Origin of the sequence: Photorhabdus akhurstii, assembly GCF_018448925.1 — a bacterium.
Taxonomy (GTDB): domain Bacteria; phylum Pseudomonadota; class Gammaproteobacteria; order Enterobacterales; family Enterobacteriaceae; genus Photorhabdus; species Photorhabdus akhurstii.
Genome location: NZ_RCWE01000003.1, coordinates 1 through 15,317 on the forward strand (window position 1 = coordinate 1; position 15,317 = coordinate 15,317).

The window sequence follows — 15,317 nt, forward strand, 5'->3', positions numbered from 1 at the left end:
ACAAAGTGCTGAAAGACAGCCCAAAGCATCTGTACCTGTCCTCACCCCTGGCCGGGGTCTGGAATGAGGCAGCGATGAAAGCCGCTGCGGAAATTATCCTGTGCGAAGCGCTGATCGATGCCATGACGTTCTGGTGTGCCGGGTTCCGTAACGTGATCGCCGCATTCGGGGTGAACGGGTTTAACCGTGAGCATCTCGACGCCTTGCAGTATCACGGCGTGAAACGGGTGCTGATCGCCTTTGACCGGGACGAGGCCGGAGACCGTGGCGCGGCTAATGTGGCGGCTGATTTACTGGAAGCCGGTATCGAGGCATGGCGGGTGCAGTTCCCGCCGGGCATGGATGCCAATGACTATGCGCTGAAAAGCGGCAACGCCGAACATGCGCTGGGGCTGGCTCTGCAACAGGCGGTCTGGCTGGGACAGGGAACGGCACCAGGTGCGGTGTTCAGTCATGAGCGGCCCGTCTCGTCAGATATGACGGAAAAGCCTCACAATGCAGATGTGGCTAAACCGGCTGCCTTAGCCGCCCCACCGGAGCTGACTGTTGCCCCCGTGCCTTGTGAGCGCACGGCCTGCGGTGAACTGCTGATGAAAAGCGGGCCACGTATCTGGCGGATACGGGGGATGAAAAAATCGCCGGTGCCCGATGTGATGAAAGTCAATGTGCAGGTGCGGGATGAAACGTCCGGCCTGTTCCATGTGGATACACTGGACATGTATCACGCGCGGCATCGTCAGAACTACATCAGCACGGCGGCGCAAGAGCTGGAATGCGAGCTGTCGGTCATCAAACGCGAAGCCGGGCGGGTCCTGCTGATGCTGGAGCAGCAACAGGATGCGCAACAGCAGGCCGATGCCGAAGCCGCAGGGACAACGGCAGTCACGGTCAGCGCGGAAGACGAAGCCGCCGCGCTGGCGTTGCTGACATCACCGAACTTAACAGAACAAATTATCCACGACATGGCCGCCTGCGGGGTGGTCGGCGAATCCACCAATCTGCTGACCGGGTATCTGGCGGCAGTCTCGCGCAAACTCGATAAACCGCTGGCCGTGCTGATACAAAGCAGCTCGGCGGCAGGGAAATCTTCCCTGATGGAGGCGGTGCTGAACCTGATGCCGGAAGAGGAGCGTATCCAGTACTCGGCGATGACCGGGCAGAGCCTCTACTATCTGGGAGAAACCAGCCTGCAACACAAAATACTGGCGATAGCCGAAGAAGAAGGCGTGCGGCAGGCGGCCTATGCCCTGAAACTGTTGCAGTCCGACGGCGAGCTAAAAATCGCCAGCACCGGCAAAAACGAACAGAGCGGCGAACTGGTGACGCGGGAATACAAGGTACAGGGACCGGTCATGCTGATGTTAACGACGACGGCCATTGATGTGGATGAAGAGCTGCTGAACCGCTGTCTGGTGCTGACGGTCAACGAATCGCGCGAACAGACGCAGGCCATCCACGCCATGCAGCGGCACCGTCAGACACTGGCCGGGTTGCTGGCTGACTCAGAGAAAAGCTATCTGACGCAGTTACACCAGAATGCCCAGCGCCTGTTAAGGCCGCTGAAAGTGGTGAATCCGTATGCGCACCAGCTCACTTTTTTAAGCGATAAAACGCGGATGCGGCGCGACCATATGAAATACCTGACGCTGATACAAGCCATTGCCTTGCTGCACCAGTATCAACGTGAAGTGAAGAAAACCACCCACCGCGGACAGGTCATCGAATATATCGAAGTCACCCAAGACGACATTACCCTGGCTAACCAGCTGGCGCATGACGTGCTGGGGCGCACGCTGGATGAAATGCCGCCGCAGACGCGTAAGCTGTTACTGCTGATACAGGCGATGGTGAACGCACAGGCGCAAATCCAGCACTGCCAGCCAAACGAAGTGCGCTTTACCCGGCGGGATATCCGCGCCTTTACCCACTGGAGCGACAGCCAGCTTAAGAATCATTGTCAGCGTCTCACCGAAATGGAATACCTGCTGTCGCATGGCGGCAGCCGGGGGCACCTGCTGCATTATGAACTGCTGTGGGACGGGGAAGACAACGGCGCGGCGCACCTGTGCGGCCTGCTGGATGTCGGAGAACCGGACTCAGAAACGGCAGGCAGTGAACGCAAGTCTGACCCGGAAGGTGGCAAGTCTTCCCCAAGTCTGGGGCAAGTCTGGTCTAAGTCTGGGGAAGAAAAACCCGCGTCAGCCCAGACAGTACAAGGGCCGGCGGGTGAACAAGTCCGGGCAGATGAAAACGCAGTTATTAGGGAAAATAATCACGGAGACGCATTGCCCGTGCCCGACAGGGATAAAACGCCGGCAGCCGTCCCGACAGGTCAGGAGAGCAAGTCTGACTTAAATGAACGCCAGTCTGCCTCAAGTCTGGGTCAAGTTAGGGTCAAGTCTGGGACGAAAAAATCCCCATCAGGGCAGGCAGAACACGGGTTCAGCGTGCCGCAAGTCGGGGTAACGGAAGACACAGTGATAAAAGGAAAAAAGAAAACACGCCCCTTATCTGCGCCCGCCACTCAATCTCAACCGGAGGTCAATCATGGCAAACCGTAAACCGCGCAAAGGAAGTCTCCTGACCGTCGATGACGTCTACCGTCAGCCGGTGGGTCCGGCACATGACCCGAAGAGCCTGTATGCGTTGCTGCTGCGCTTTGTGGCGTGGCGGCAGGAGCGGAACTGGTCGGAAACCACGCTGAAAGTACAGACCCATCACACCTATCGCTTCATCCTATGGGCCACGGAACGGGGCCTGTACTATGCCGCGGATATCACGCGGCCGATACTGGAACGTTACCAGCGCTACCTGTACCAGTACCGCAAGACCAACGGAGAGCCGCTGAGCATCCGCACCCAGCGCACGCAGTTGCAGCCGTTACAGGTGTGGTTCAAATGGCTGACGAAACAGAATCTGATACTGGCGAACCCGGCAGCGGACATTGAGTTGCCGCGGGAAGAAAAACGGCTGCCAAAGTATATCCTGAGCATTGATGAAATCGAGCATATCCTGTCGCTGCCTGACCCGCATACGTTGCAGGGCGCGCGCGACCGGGCCCTGATGGAGCTGCTCTGGTCAACGGGGATACGACGCAGTGAAGCGGCCCGGCTCGATATCTACAGCATTGACGGGTCACGCAAAACCGTGACCATCCGGCAGGGCAAGGGCAATAAAGACCGGGTGTTGCCCCTCGGCGAACGGGCTTTAAGCTGGCTCCAGTTCTATCAGCAACAGGTCCGCCCGCAACTGCTGGTCACCCCGGACCTTCAATCGCTGTTCGTGGCGATGGACGGGCTAGACGGGTTGCAGCCGAACGGTATCACCCATGCCGTGAGCGGTTATATCCGGGCCGCCGGCATTGAGAAAAAAGGCGCCTGCCACCTGTTCCGGCATGCGATGGCAACCCAGATGCTGGAGAACGGGGCGGACCTGCGCTGGATACAGGCGATGTTAGGCCATGCCAGCGTGGAGTCAACACAGGTGTATACGCAGGTCTCTATCCGGGCCTTGCAGGCGGTGCACGCCAGCACCCACCCGGCGGAGCAAATGGCCGACGAAAAAGTCAGCGACGCCGATGAGGTGGGTTTACTGGCCGACCTGTACGCCGAAGACAACGCCGACACCGACACGCTGCCGGACAGCCCGACGCCGACCTGAAACCTCAATATCCGCTGACCGTCCGCCCGCCCCCGTTAAGTTGGGCGGGCTCGGTGTGGGGGCAGACCGTGGCCGGACTGCCCGTGAGCCCTGGCGCACGCGGGGGTAAATAGTCGTCAGGCGGCGCAAGCCCCGGCGTCCCCGTTGAGCTGGTACAGGCCGCCTAACGCCTATTCAACATAATGCGGGGGAATTATACGCACTGCGCCGGTGAGCCCGGGCAATCGCCTGAGCATTGATGAGCGGCTTAATGCGTATAATTGGCATTATGTCTTGCGCCCCCGCGGGTCGGCATTGCGGGGAGTGGCGCACAAGGCTGCGCCTTATGCTCTAACCGACTGAGCCGGGCATCGGCAACCCTGAGCTCTTCTTTAGCTGCCCTGCAACCGTTGGGCCAACCCCCCTAAAGGCAAGTCGGCCTGCGGCCTCCGCTCATTGACTTCCCCCGCCCCAACCCTGCTGCACTGGCTGCGCGCGGCTCGCACTGCGCTGCGCTCCGTTGCTCGTTCCCGTGCTCGCCATCTCCGCCCCGTGCAGCCCCCGGGGGCTTCCCTGAACAAAACAAAACCGCGTGGTCATGCAAGGTCATACGCAAACCGAAGCCACAGTGCCTCAAAGCGTCGCAGGGGCGCCGCTTGCGGGCTCTCTGCCGCCCGCGCCCGCAGAACGGCCGCCCGCCGCCCAAGCGAGTTGGGCGACGTTCGCCCGTTGCCGAAAAAGGCGCTACACTGACAATGGCACGGCTGGAAAAACCGGCCTTTGGAGGGGAAAAGCGCGTCAGGGGGTTTTGGGTTCGGCGGTGAACGGACATCGGAAAAACCGGGTTGTAACTGACTGAGGGCATTAGGAAAATCGGCGTCCGGCGGTTAACGTTGCAATGGAATGCGTTGTTGTAGACAACAATGCCCTTAGCATGGGGAGTCTGTTTGGTTCCGAAGGCGCTAAACATTTTGAAGGAGCGGGATCACTCGCACAAAAAATGGCCCAATCCGGGGCAACACCCGAAGAAATCAACGCAGCCTTAACTCACTACCTCAAAGGACAAGTCCCTGAGGGTCAAGACCCAGCAAAAGGTCTGATTATTGCGTGGGGGAACTTCTTTGGTGTTCCGTTGGATGTCGTGTTATCAAATGAGCAGATGACGCCACAGAAAGCGGCGGAAATTGTTGCCGGAGGGATACCTACCAGTGAAGCGAAGCTGATACAGTTTGCGGCAGCAAAAGCGTTTTTGTCTTTAAGTAAGTATCAGTCGACAGAAGTCATTGAGGGGAAAGGAAGTTCTCTAGCTGATAAAAATATTGCTGGAAATAAGACGACAACTCATTCTGAAAAATTAGAGTGGAATTCATGGCAACATTATCAAAAAACTACTGTTGATGGACGACAATACGCCAAAATTGGTGATCGTCTTTACTCACAACATGCTGTGGATAGAATGCAACCTTCTGGTCTTGGTTCACCAGCAGGAACAACCGGACCTGGTAGAAATGTGACGCCCAACATTGTAGATCATGTAATTAAAACTGGTACTCCACAAAACAGTTTTGTTAATGGTGTTACCCGGACAACATATTGGAATGGTGATGTTGGTGTCGTGACTGAAAAAAATGGTAATGTAATTATTACGATCCTTCGTAGGAGTGTGAAATGAATGATTGGATCTACCCTGAAGTAATTGAGTGTCTGAAAGAAGCTTGTAGGAGCTTTCTTGAAAGAAAGATAACAATACAGGATATTCAGTCAGAGATTTATAAAGCAGAAAATCAAATAGTTGCACTTGAAGAAAAGTGGCTTCACACAATTTTATTTGATGCAGAGAATGAGATAGAGCTATTGATCTATACAGTCGATGAAAAAAGGCTAGATGAATCAGTAACATCTATAATCAAAAATATTTTAACCAATATAGGATAATTTCAAGTAATTTCCTGCCTCTTGAACGGATATCTAGTTTAAGAGGCAAGATTTCTTCTGAGATTGTTTGAACGACTGTTTCACTTTATCACCTTCAACATCAAACCACGGGGATAGCATTCAGTCTAGTTAATAGCCATATCGGGATTTACCGGTTTAATACTCAGTCCTTTTAGCTATACCAGTACCTAATCCAGTGACAGCGAATAATGGGTTAGTTTATAAATCAAATCCTAAACATACTCTTGGTGGTGATGGAAATCGCCGTAATGCGGGAATAGAACCAAAAGACTCATTGAAACTTTTTGAAAACTCAATTCCAAGCTCCAAAAATTATGGTAATAAAGAAGTTAGATTCGCTAAGGATGAAAAAGGTAATATTCATAGGTTCGAAGGTACCAATGGGGAATATCACTGGAATGGCAGTTCTGGAGATATAAAAAACCAGTTAACAAGTAAACAGGTGCCAAGCGACATTCAAAAGAAATTGGGAGTTAGGTTGAAATGATTTATGGCGATCCGTTTTATTTTTCTCTTCAGTTCGATGCTGTTGAATCATGGAACTCATCTGATGGTTTTTGGAAAAATGGCATTTTCTTTTTCTATTTGGATGGACATAAAATATTTGATCTTTTGGATGTTTTTGAGCTGAAAACAACCTTCAGTTTTTATTCAAATATGAAAATAGATGAATTGGTATGTAATGATGTCAACATTGAACCAGTTAGCCTGTATAGAAATGCTGAGAGTTATTTCACAGGGGATGGAGAAAATCTCATTGAGGGGCTGTTCGATATGACATGTACACCAATGGGAGATAATGGATGTTATGTTTACTTCATGAAAACGAGCCATAATGATCGTTTTGTATGGAGTAATGATGATGGAAAAACAATAAATGAAACATTATTACCATCTGGTACTGTAAGCTCTGTAATTAAAAAATTATCTAATTATTGATGTTAGAAACATAAATCCCGGCCAAAATGAACTACCCCAAATGTTAGACAATCATCCGACATTTAAAAGGGGTTGTTCATTACGTCTGAGAAAAGTGGCTTACAGGCTAAAAAGTCGCGTCGGGGCGTTATGGGCCGGGCATCGAATCGCACCGAGGAAAATCGGTTGTAACTGACTGAGCACACAGGAAAAATCGGTGTCCGGCAGTCAACTTCGCAATGGAATGCGTTGTTGTGGATAATAATGCTCTTGGTTATGGTCCAGGAACCTTTTGGGGGCAGATAGCCAACTCGATCAGCTCAGATCCATCATTGTCCTTTGATCTACAAGGTAAAGGGAAAACAGTAGAAGAAATAAACGAAGCTATAAAATACTCTCATCAGGGGCCATCATGGGGTGTTACTTATAAAGTTAAACCACATGTAAAAGGTGAGGTTACAGCTGGAATAGGTACAGCAGGGTTTGCTGAAGCAGCATTGGATCTAAATAAATTTGCAATTAATGGTGGGATGACAACAGCTATTGGTGCTCATGGTGGAGCAACTGTCTGTTGGGGTTTCTTGCATGCTTCATCTACTTTGGCTTGAGCAAAAAAGTTTCACGAAGAAGTGTAAAATCTCCATTGCTCTTTTTTGATTTTTGTTTTTTTAATAAAAACAAACTTGCTAATTTTTCCATAATAATATTATTTGTTATTTATATGTCTGGGATTTGGTTTTAATTTATCAAAAATGGAAACTTAATTTCCTTTGCTGGCTATTTTGTTGGAGTGTTTGTAATTCTTATTTATTGCGGATTTTTCTTAAAAAAATTTGCACATAGAAATAATATTGAATTCATAAAAGAGTTTGCTTTTGAAATGGAAATAAGTCTTCAAAATACGTTATTATGGTTATCTAGGTTATTTTATATTGTTTGGCTTTATTTATTTTTTCTACGTAATTGTTGTAGACGATAATGCATTTAATATGGGAAGTCTGTTTGATTATAAAGGAGGAGGAACCCAGTTTGATCTTATGGGGCAAAGAACAGGTACATTCACTAATGAACGGGTTATTCAGAAAAAATAGGATATAAAATGGCTATCTTAGTAAACGATAACAAGATTAATATTAATGGGCACCTAATTATATTTAATCAAAAGATTATTAAGGCGATAGAAATTGATAATGGTTCTGTTCTTGTCTTAACTGATATTCCTATAGGAGATGATGGACTAAATAATCTATTTTCTTACACAAATAATGGAGAATTTCTTTGGCAAATAGAGCCTTCGGATTTACAAAAGGAAGGTCAAACAAATTACCCATATGAAGGGTTGAATGTTGTTGCAGGGCAATATTTTGTTGTTGATTTTTATGGAAGAAGAATATTTTTAGAACCTTATACTGGTCTATTATTATCACGAGATGTTGTAAAATAAGATGTGGAGAATAACGCATTAGCGACCAGTTTGATTGGTGGAGGAGCTAATACAGGTATTCAATATATTTCTATGGTAGTATTGATTTACAATGATGTCGTTTTTGTGCATTGGACTGGCTCAAGCTATATAAAATGTGATGGTTCAAAGAATGGTCGAGTAAAGTTTTTCTTTATTAAAAATATCATATGGATATTGGTTATGTTTTTATGAACCTAGCTATTTCTTTATTATCAAATGGTTGTGTCATTTTTTTATAGATGGAATATTTCTTTTGTCACTTGGCGATGTAAATAAGGCTATTAAAAACAGGGGTATTTATCGGACTAATAAGTTATTGGTTTATTATTATCACCTGTATGATTTACGTAGATTAATAATCAATCTTTGGATTGAAATTACTATTTGGAGAAATTTTATGAAGTGTATTAAATGTGAAAACCCAGCATTACATGAATCATATTTTTGTGCAGCATGTGAAGAGAAAGAACTGAGTGGAATTGGAGGTTTTCTCTATTTTTCAGCAATAAATATTATCTTTGCAATATTAAGTTCTTTATTTGGTTCATATAAAACAATGACAATCTTGATTTCTGGTTATGATTTTCTCGGTGAATTACGTATCCTTATAGGATTTGAGTTTATACCCGTTATCTTTCAAGTTGCTTCTTTGTTGGCTGCACTCGCTCACCCCGGTTACATAGTTACCTATGCTCCCGGGGATTCACTCTCTGGCCGTCGTGATATATCTTGAAATCCATAGGGTATATTTGTTTTACCATTATTTTTGGAGTTGCACTTTATACACCTGTTCTTTTCTTTAGAAAAAATAAAAAAACACCTTTGTTTTATATTATCCTTTTGGTTTTTACTTTATTATTTGTAATAACCGATTTAGCATTGGCTCATTATGTATATGAAATAAAACTGGATTATAATTATCTTTTCTTGCTTTTCAGAACTGTGCTTTATGCGTGTATATGGATACCTTATTTTATTATATCTGTTCGAGTTAAAATAACATTTATAAGGTAATGATTAAAATTAAACTATTTTGCAAGCAATATTGAACAAGAAATAATAATAAGTGAATTTTTTGTAACTAATATTTATCCAAAAAATATGATAGTAAAAATTATCCTGGCCTTGTGAATTGTTCCCCAAAAATTAGACAATTTAAATCACGCGTTTATTAAGGTCTGAACCCTGTATTTTATGGAGTTCAGACTATTTAATTTCTATTTAATTCGTAAGCGTTCGGGAAAAAAGTAAAAGTATTATAGTCAAGATAATTTTTCGTTCTATTATTAATAACTGTATTAATTGCATAATGATTTTGGCTGCTAATTATTTTTTTACAATCAAACATGCGTCTCAATATTATGCTGAAATGATCAAGAATAGCAAATGGAATAATCCAAAGGTTGTATATAATTTGGAGAGCAGTTCTGTTGGTAAGTAAATGTTAATATATTGTAAGATGTAAAAGGTGGTTAATTTATTCTTTATCAGATAGATATGAACTTGGTATAACAATGATATTAGGAGAGCCAGGTAAACGGATTTTTACGTTAAGACTATTTTTCAATTGTCATGAATTTTCTTTTTTCCCTATTCAGGGCCTGTATCTGGTTAACTTTAAAATTAATTATTGCCTTAATTTTCTTTTTCTTATCTGGATATTTTAATTTTACTCAAGAAAACTTCTTGCTTTGTTTAAAATTAGGAACTTTGGGAGAGTCTGTTGATAGAATAGAATGTTGATTCATATATTATTGTTAACGTAATTTATATTCAAATACTGGAATAATTAAATCACATTTTTATTGTTATAAATCTTTATAAATTAGGATTGAAAGAATCTATTGATTTAGCAATAAGCTTTTTCCCACATTTTTGGCAGATATAATGACTTTCTCCTCGCAGAATTTTATTATGGCGTCGCAGGGTTAGTTCATGTTGCTGGCAACTACAGTAATAAGTAAAAGTTTGACTGCGTACTGAGTCGATTTTAAATTTGTGTGTACGGTTAGCTGGAATGTTTAGTACTTCTTCCATCATCCAACGCCACTGTTTCCCATGTGGAGGTACTTTCCCAAAGTAGCGATAAACCAATAGATGAGCTAATTCGTGAGGCACAACTTCATCAATAAAAGCTTGTTGGTTTTCAATCAGTAACACGGGATTCAGGCGGATTTCCCAATTTTTTATATAGGCGCTGCCCGCGGTGGTTCCCCGCTGGCGGTAGTTTATTGTAGGTTCAGGAAAGTCACGGTTGAGATATGAGTTTGCCTGTAGCAGTTTTTGCCGCAAGGTATTCATAACGGCTTGTTGTAGAGAAATTGGAACGCTAGCTAATTTCATGTGTTGAAAATGATAGATAGGAATTAGTGAATTTTATTAGAAATCCTTGAACAACCGATAGTAATATTTTTAGGGCTCCTTCGGTCGTCAGCTAATGTTAAAAAAGCCCGGTTTAGTTATCCAAACGGGCTTTTCGTATTTATATTTTTACATATTCATCGCTGATAGCTTCAAACCCGCAGCATCACGCAGTGCTTCTGCTTTATCAGTGGCTTCCCACGGGAACTGTGGACGACCAAAATGACCATAAGCGGCAGTATCGCGATAGATTGGGTGTAATAGATCCAGCATCTGAATCAAACCGTAAGGGCGTAAATCAAAGAATTCACGTACCAGCAGAGTCAGAGTTGCGGTTGAAACTTTTTCAGTACCGAATGTTTCCACCATGATGGACGTGGGTTCTGCAACGCCGATAGCGTAAGAAACTTGAATTTCACAACGATCAGCCAGGCCGGCAGCGACAATATTTTTTGCTACATAGCGTGCCGCATAAGCCGCTGAACGGTCAACTTTGGATGGATCTTTACCAGAGAATGCTCCACCACCGTGACGTGCCATACCACCGTAAGTATCTACGATAATTTTACGGCCAGTCAGACCACAATCACCCATCGGGCCACCAATGACAAAACGACCGGTTGGGTTAATGAAATATTTGGTTGTTGGATTTAACCATTCAGCAGGTAGAACCGGCTTGATGATCTCTTCCATGACGGCTTCTTGCAGATCTTTCTGGCTAATATTTTCAGCATGCTGTGTGGAAAGTACAACCGCGTCAACGCCGACAATTTTGTCGTTATTGTATTGGAACGTGACTTGGCTTTTAGCATCGGGACGTAACCAAGGCAGTACACCATTTTTTCGAACTTCGGCTTGACGTTGAACCAGGCGGTGCGCATAGGTGATAGGCGCGGGCATGAGTACGTCAGTTTCGTTGGTTGCATAACCAAACATTAGCCCTTGGTCGCCAGCACCTTGTTGCAGGGGATCTTCACGGTCAACACCTTGGTTAATATCCGGTGACTGTTTACCAATGGCGCTTAATACTGCGCATGAGTTCGCATCAAAACCCATTTCAGAATTAACATAACCAATCTCTCGAACTGTTTGTCGCGTAATTTCTTCAATATCAACCCAAGCGCTGGTAGTAATTTCACCACCAACCATAACCATGCCAGTTTTAACATAGGTTTCACAGGCAACTCGTGCTTTTGGATCTTGTTCCAGAATAGCATCAAGAACGGCATCAGATATTTGGTCTGCAATTTTATCAGGATGCCCTTCGGAAACAGACTCGGAAGTGAAAAGGTATGTGGTCATTATATAACGTTACCTTAAAATATAATTTCAGTTTGGAAATGGATGGATTAACATCTAGATGGCTATTCTAGGGTAATTCTTATCCATGTGCTAGATTTTTTTAGTTCATCAAGTAATTTTCATCGGGTGAATGAATAATTTCTTGGTTTATATGTCAGTTTCTGTCAATTTCATTTTGCAATTTTATGTAATTGCGAGTATAAACAGCGGCCGTAGTTGAATGATTTGTGCTACAGACTCGCAGAAAGCTAAACAGCTTCTGTTTCTCAATCGAGAAATGGCTCCTTAGATATGAGTCATGTGTGGGGGTGAATGGGGTAATGAACCATTATCTGCTGATTGCAAATGGCCAACAGCCACACTTGTCGTCGGATGTATCCGCGTCTTTTTCCTTTCTTTTCAATATGTCTTTAGTTCGATGTTATCTGTTGTCTGCAAACAGGCCGGATATGTCGGACAGGCGTATTGTCACTCGGTAATTTTGTCATTGTTTAGTAGTAACTAAACGCTTATTTACAACTTGAGAGCATGCTTTTCCCTGATATTTCTCAACACGCGAGAGTATAGCGTTTGGGTTTATTTATTAATTACAGGCGAAGGTGAAAAACTCTAACTCCCTTAAGGAGACTGCCATGAATGATAATATCGCTCGTAAAATGCAACAGACTTACAATATTGCATACTGGGGAGGGAGTTACTACTACGTCAATGATCTTGGCAATGTTAGTGTGTGTCCAAATCCTGATTTGCCGGGGGCAAGAATTGATCTTGCGGAATTGGTGAAAAGAGTTCAGCAGGAGCAGAAAAATTTGCGCTTGCCGGCGCTATTTTGTTTCCCTCAAATCCTGCAACATCGTTTGCGTTCAATCAACGCTGCATTTAAACGTGCTAGAGAGTCATATGGTTATAAAGGCGATTACTTTTTAGTTTATCCCATTAAAGTTAACCAACAACGCCGCGTTATTGAAGCACTGGCCAGTTCCGGCGAACCTTTAGGGCTTGAGGCTGGCTCCAAAGCCGAGCTAATGGCGGTGCTAGCGCATGCGGGCATGACTCGTACCGTTATCGTATGTAATGGATATAAAGATCGTGAATATATTCGTCTGGCGCTGATAGGTGAAAAGTTAGGTCACAAGGTTTACTTGGTTATCGAAAAAATGTCTGAGATTGCCCAGGTATTGGAAGAAGCTGAACGATTGAATGTGATCCCTCGCTTGGGAGTTCGTGCACGTTTGGCATCTCAGGGGTCAGGCAAATGGCAGGCCAGTGGCGGTGAAAAATCGAAGTTTGGGCTGGCGGCGACTCAGGTATTGCAATTGGTTGAGACTTTACGCGCAGTGGATCGACTTGATAGTCTACAATTATTGCATTTTCACCTTGGCTCGCAGTTGGCGAATATCCGTGATATTGCAACAGGCGTCCGTGAATCAGCGCGTTTTTATGTCGAGTTACATAAACTAGGTGTCAATATTCAATGTTTTGATGTTGGTGGTGGATTAGGTGTTGATTATGAAGGGACCCGTTCTCAATCTGATTGTTCTGTGAACTATGGGTTGAATGAATATGCCAACAATGTCATTTGGGGTATTGGTGATGCTTGTGATGAGCATGGTTTACCCCATCCGACAGTTATTACCGAATCCGGTCGCGCTCTGACCGCTCATCATACCGTCTTGGTCTCCAATGTTATCGGGGTTGAGCGTAATGAATTTACGCAGACGACGCCACCGGCAGAGGATGCTTCCCGTCCGCTCGCCAGTTTGTGGGAAACATGGCAGGAGATGCACTCGGAAGGAAATAGACGCTCTTTACGTGAATCGTTGCATGATGGTCAGCTTGATCTGCATGATGTTCATACACAATATGCTCATGGCATGTTGGATTTGACAGAACGAGCGTGGGCGGAAGAGTTATATCTGAATATCTGTCGCCGTATTCAACAGGATCTTGATCCAAGCAACCGTGCTCACCGGCCAATTATTGATGAGCTGCAAGAGCGTATGGCAGACAAATTCTATGTGAATTTTTCACTGTTTCAGTCTATGCCTGATGCATGGGGTATTGATCAATTGTTTCCTGTGTTACCCATTGAGGGGCTGGATAAGCCGTTGGATCGCCGGGCGGTATTGTTAGATATCACCTGTGACTCCGATGGTATTATTGATCATTATGTGGATGGTGATGGTGTAGCAGCGACAATGCCGATGCCTGCTTATGATCCTGATTGCCCGCCAATGATTGGTTTCTTTATGGTCGGAGCATATCAGGAAATTCTTGGCAATATGCATAACCTGTTTGGCGATACAGCGGCTATTGATGTTTATGTATTTGATAATGGCGAAGTGACCTATAACCAAAGTGAAGAGGGGGATTCAGTCGCTGATATGCTGCAATATGTGAAACTGGACCCTAACGTACTGATGGCCCGTTTCCGTGATCAAGTAAAAAGCACAGATTTGGATACAGGTTTGCAAGAGCAATTTTTACTGGAATTTGAAAGTGGTCTTTATGGCTACACATATCTGGAAGATGAATAATCTTCTGGTGTTAATTAAGCCTCCTGTATACAGATAATGTTATTTATATAAACCAGATACAGAATGCAGAAAAATGGGGTTATCTCAGAAATACCCCATTTCGTCATGGCATGGGTATTCTGGTATTAAGTAACTTTGTCCTGTCAGGAAACTTTTGAGGATATATCTCATGACAATAAGTACCTTGGGCAACCAACAAGATGACTCTTTGGTTTCAAATGCCTTCGGTTTCCTGCGCTTTCCGTTGAATTTCCAGCCATATTCTAGCGATGCAGAGTGGGTAATTACCGGGGTGCCATTTGATATGGCAACATCAGGCCGTGCAGGTAGCCGCCACGGGCCTGCGGCTATTCGTCAGGTTTCTACCAACTTGGCATGGGAAAGCCGCCGTTGGCCGTGGGATTTTAAATTACGCAATTGTCTTAACGTTGTGGATTGTGGTGATTTAGTCTTCAACTTTGGTGATGCTCAGGATATGAGTGATAAGTTGCAAGCTCATGCTGAAAAAGTGCTGGCTTCCGGTAAGCGTATGCTCTCTTTTGGTGGCGACCACTTTATTACTTTGCCTTTGCTACGCGCTCATGCCAAATATTTCGGCAAAATGGCTCTGGTTCATTTTGATGCTCATGCTGATACCTATCCAAATGGCAGTCAATTTGATCACGGCACCATGTTCTATCACGCGCCAAATGAAGGGTTGATCGACCCGCACCATTCAGTACAAATTGGTATTCGTACTGAACATGGACGGGACAATGGTTTTACAGTGCTGGATGCTGATCAGGTTAATGATCGTAGTGTGGATGATTTGCTTGCTCAGATAAAAGAGACGGTTGGTGATATGCCGGTTTACCTGACTTTCGATATCGATTGTCTTGATCCGGCTTTTGCACCAGGTACGGGTACACCCGTCATTGGTGGTTTGACAACCGATCGAGCACTGAAATTACTGCGTGGTTTGCAACCGCTAAATATTGTCGGTATGGATGTGGTGGAAGTCGCTCCAGCGTATGATCAGTCTGAAATTACGGCTCTGGCAGGTGCGACTATTGCACTGGAGATGCTCTATTTACAGGCGGCTAAGAAGCGCTAAAGAGCACGTAGTCTTAATATAGCCTTAGGGGATAGTGAGATAAGCT

The 15,317-nt window shown here is 45.1% G+C and carries 14 protein-coding genes; 12 read left to right on the plus strand and 2 right to left on the minus strand.

What is annotated here, in order from left to right; translation table 11 throughout:
• The 10 genes from EAE93_RS04670 to EAE93_RS25500 form a co-directional block, all read left to right on the plus strand.
• On the plus strand, nt 1–2,561 hold a 2,561-nt coding region (locus EAE93_RS04670; protein ID WP_214039188.1), incomplete at its 5' end, for a toprim domain-containing protein.
• Entirely contained in the window at nt 2,548–3,660 is a 1,113-nt protein-coding gene (gene xerC / locus EAE93_RS04675) for a site-specific tyrosine recombinase XerC (protein WP_214039189.1), read from the plus strand. The genes EAE93_RS04670 and xerC, both read left to right, overlap by 14 nt.
• Before the next feature lie 877 nt (nt 3,661–4,537).
• A complete protein-coding gene (locus EAE93_RS24330) occupies nt 4,538–5,311 on the plus strand; it encodes a hypothetical protein (protein ID WP_250150880.1) in 774 nt (257 codons plus the stop codon).
• Entirely contained in the window at nt 5,308–5,574 is a 267-nt protein-coding gene (locus EAE93_RS04685; RefSeq protein ID WP_036810903.1) for a hypothetical protein, read from the plus strand. Before EAE93_RS24330 ends, EAE93_RS04685 begins: the two co-directional genes overlap by 4 nt.
• Nucleotides 5,575–5,770: 196 nt before the next feature.
• Nucleotides 5,771–6,082: a hypothetical protein gene (locus tag EAE93_RS04690; RefSeq protein WP_052105815.1), complete on the plus strand. Its 312-nt coding sequence runs from the start codon at nt 5,771–5,773 to the stop codon at nt 6,080–6,082.
• A complete protein-coding gene (locus EAE93_RS04695) occupies nt 6,079–6,534 on the plus strand; it encodes an immunity 42 family protein (protein ID WP_023044989.1) in 456 nt (151 codons plus the stop codon). The genes EAE93_RS04690 and EAE93_RS04695 overlap by 4 nt, the downstream gene beginning before the upstream one ends.
• A gap of 233 nt (nt 6,535–6,767) precedes the next feature.
• Nucleotides 6,768–7,121 carry a polymorphic toxin type 25 domain-containing protein gene (locus EAE93_RS04700; protein ID WP_214039190.1) on the plus strand — a complete coding sequence of 118 codons (354 nt, stop codon included), beginning with the start codon at nt 6,768–6,770 and terminating at the stop codon, nt 7,119–7,121.
• A 491-nt stretch (nt 7,122–7,612) separates the two neighbouring features.
• Nucleotides 7,613–7,957, plus strand: coding sequence for a hypothetical protein (locus EAE93_RS04705; RefSeq protein WP_105399814.1), 345 nt, complete (start codon nt 7,613–7,615; stop codon nt 7,955–7,957).
• 274 nt (nt 7,958–8,231) lie between these two features.
• Nucleotides 8,232–8,711, plus strand: coding sequence for a hypothetical protein (locus tag EAE93_RS04710; RefSeq protein ID WP_214039191.1), 480 nt, complete (start codon nt 8,232–8,234; stop codon nt 8,709–8,711).
• Nucleotides 8,708–8,992, plus strand: coding sequence for a DUF2569 family protein (locus EAE93_RS25500; RefSeq protein WP_214039192.1), 285 nt, complete (start codon nt 8,708–8,710; stop codon nt 8,990–8,992). The genes EAE93_RS04710 and EAE93_RS25500 overlap by 4 nt, the downstream gene beginning before the upstream one ends.
• An 804-nt stretch (nt 8,993–9,796) precedes the next feature.
• On the opposite strand, the gene EAE93_RS04720 is transcribed toward EAE93_RS25500, so the two are convergent.
• Together EAE93_RS04720 and metK are read right to left on the minus strand one after the other, a co-directional pair.
• Nucleotides 9,797–10,321: a SprT family zinc-dependent metalloprotease gene (locus EAE93_RS04720; RefSeq protein ID WP_214039193.1), complete on the minus strand. Its 525-nt coding sequence runs from the start codon at nt 10,319–10,321 to the stop codon at nt 9,797–9,799.
• 147 nt (nt 10,322–10,468) lie between these two features.
• The gene (gene metK, locus EAE93_RS04725) at nt 10,469–11,641 is read right to left on the minus strand and encodes a methionine adenosyltransferase (RefSeq protein ID WP_036810890.1); all 1,173 of its coding nucleotides are present in this window, start codon (nt 11,639–11,641) and stop codon (nt 10,469–10,471) included.
• A 632-nt stretch (nt 11,642–12,273) separates the two neighbouring features.
• Here metK and speA point away from each other — a divergent pair.
• Together speA and speB are read left to right on the plus strand one after the other, a co-directional pair.
• The gene (gene speA / locus EAE93_RS04730; RefSeq protein ID WP_046397119.1) at nt 12,274–14,178 is read left to right on the plus strand and encodes a biosynthetic arginine decarboxylase; all 1,905 of its coding nucleotides are present in this window, start codon (nt 12,274–12,276) and stop codon (nt 14,176–14,178) included.
• A 169-nt stretch (nt 14,179–14,347) separates the two neighbouring features.
• A complete protein-coding gene (gene speB / locus EAE93_RS04735; protein ID WP_036810884.1) occupies nt 14,348–15,271 on the plus strand; it encodes an agmatinase in 924 nt (307 codons plus the stop codon).
• The last annotated feature ends 46 nt before the right edge of the window (nt 15,272–15,317 follow it).

Coding starts and splice junctions, on each gene's coding strand:
- EAE93_RS24330 (WP_250150880.1), top strand. CDS start 4,538: ATGGAATGCGTTGTTGTAGACAACAATGCCCTTAGCATGGGGAGTCTG.
- metK (WP_036810890.1), bottom strand. CDS start 11,641: ATGACCACATACCTTTTCACTTCCGAGTCTGTTTCCGAAGGGCATCCT.
- EAE93_RS04720 (WP_214039193.1), bottom strand. CDS start 10,321: ATGAAATTAGCTAGCGTTCCAATTTCTCTACAACAAGCCGTTATGAAT.
- xerC (WP_214039189.1), top strand. CDS start 2,548: ATGGCAAACCGTAAACCGCGCAAAGGAAGTCTCCTGACCGTCGATGAC.
- speA (WP_046397119.1), top strand. CDS start 12,274: ATGAATGATAATATCGCTCGTAAAATGCAACAGACTTACAATATTGCA.
- speB (WP_036810884.1), top strand. CDS start 14,348: ATGACAATAAGTACCTTGGGCAACCAACAAGATGACTCTTTGGTTTCA.
- EAE93_RS04695 (WP_023044989.1), top strand. CDS start 6,079: ATGATTTATGGCGATCCGTTTTATTTTTCTCTTCAGTTCGATGCTGTT.
- EAE93_RS04705 (WP_105399814.1), top strand. CDS start 7,613: ATGGCTATCTTAGTAAACGATAACAAGATTAATATTAATGGGCACCTA.
- EAE93_RS04685 (WP_036810903.1), top strand. CDS start 5,308: ATGAATGATTGGATCTACCCTGAAGTAATTGAGTGTCTGAAAGAAGCT.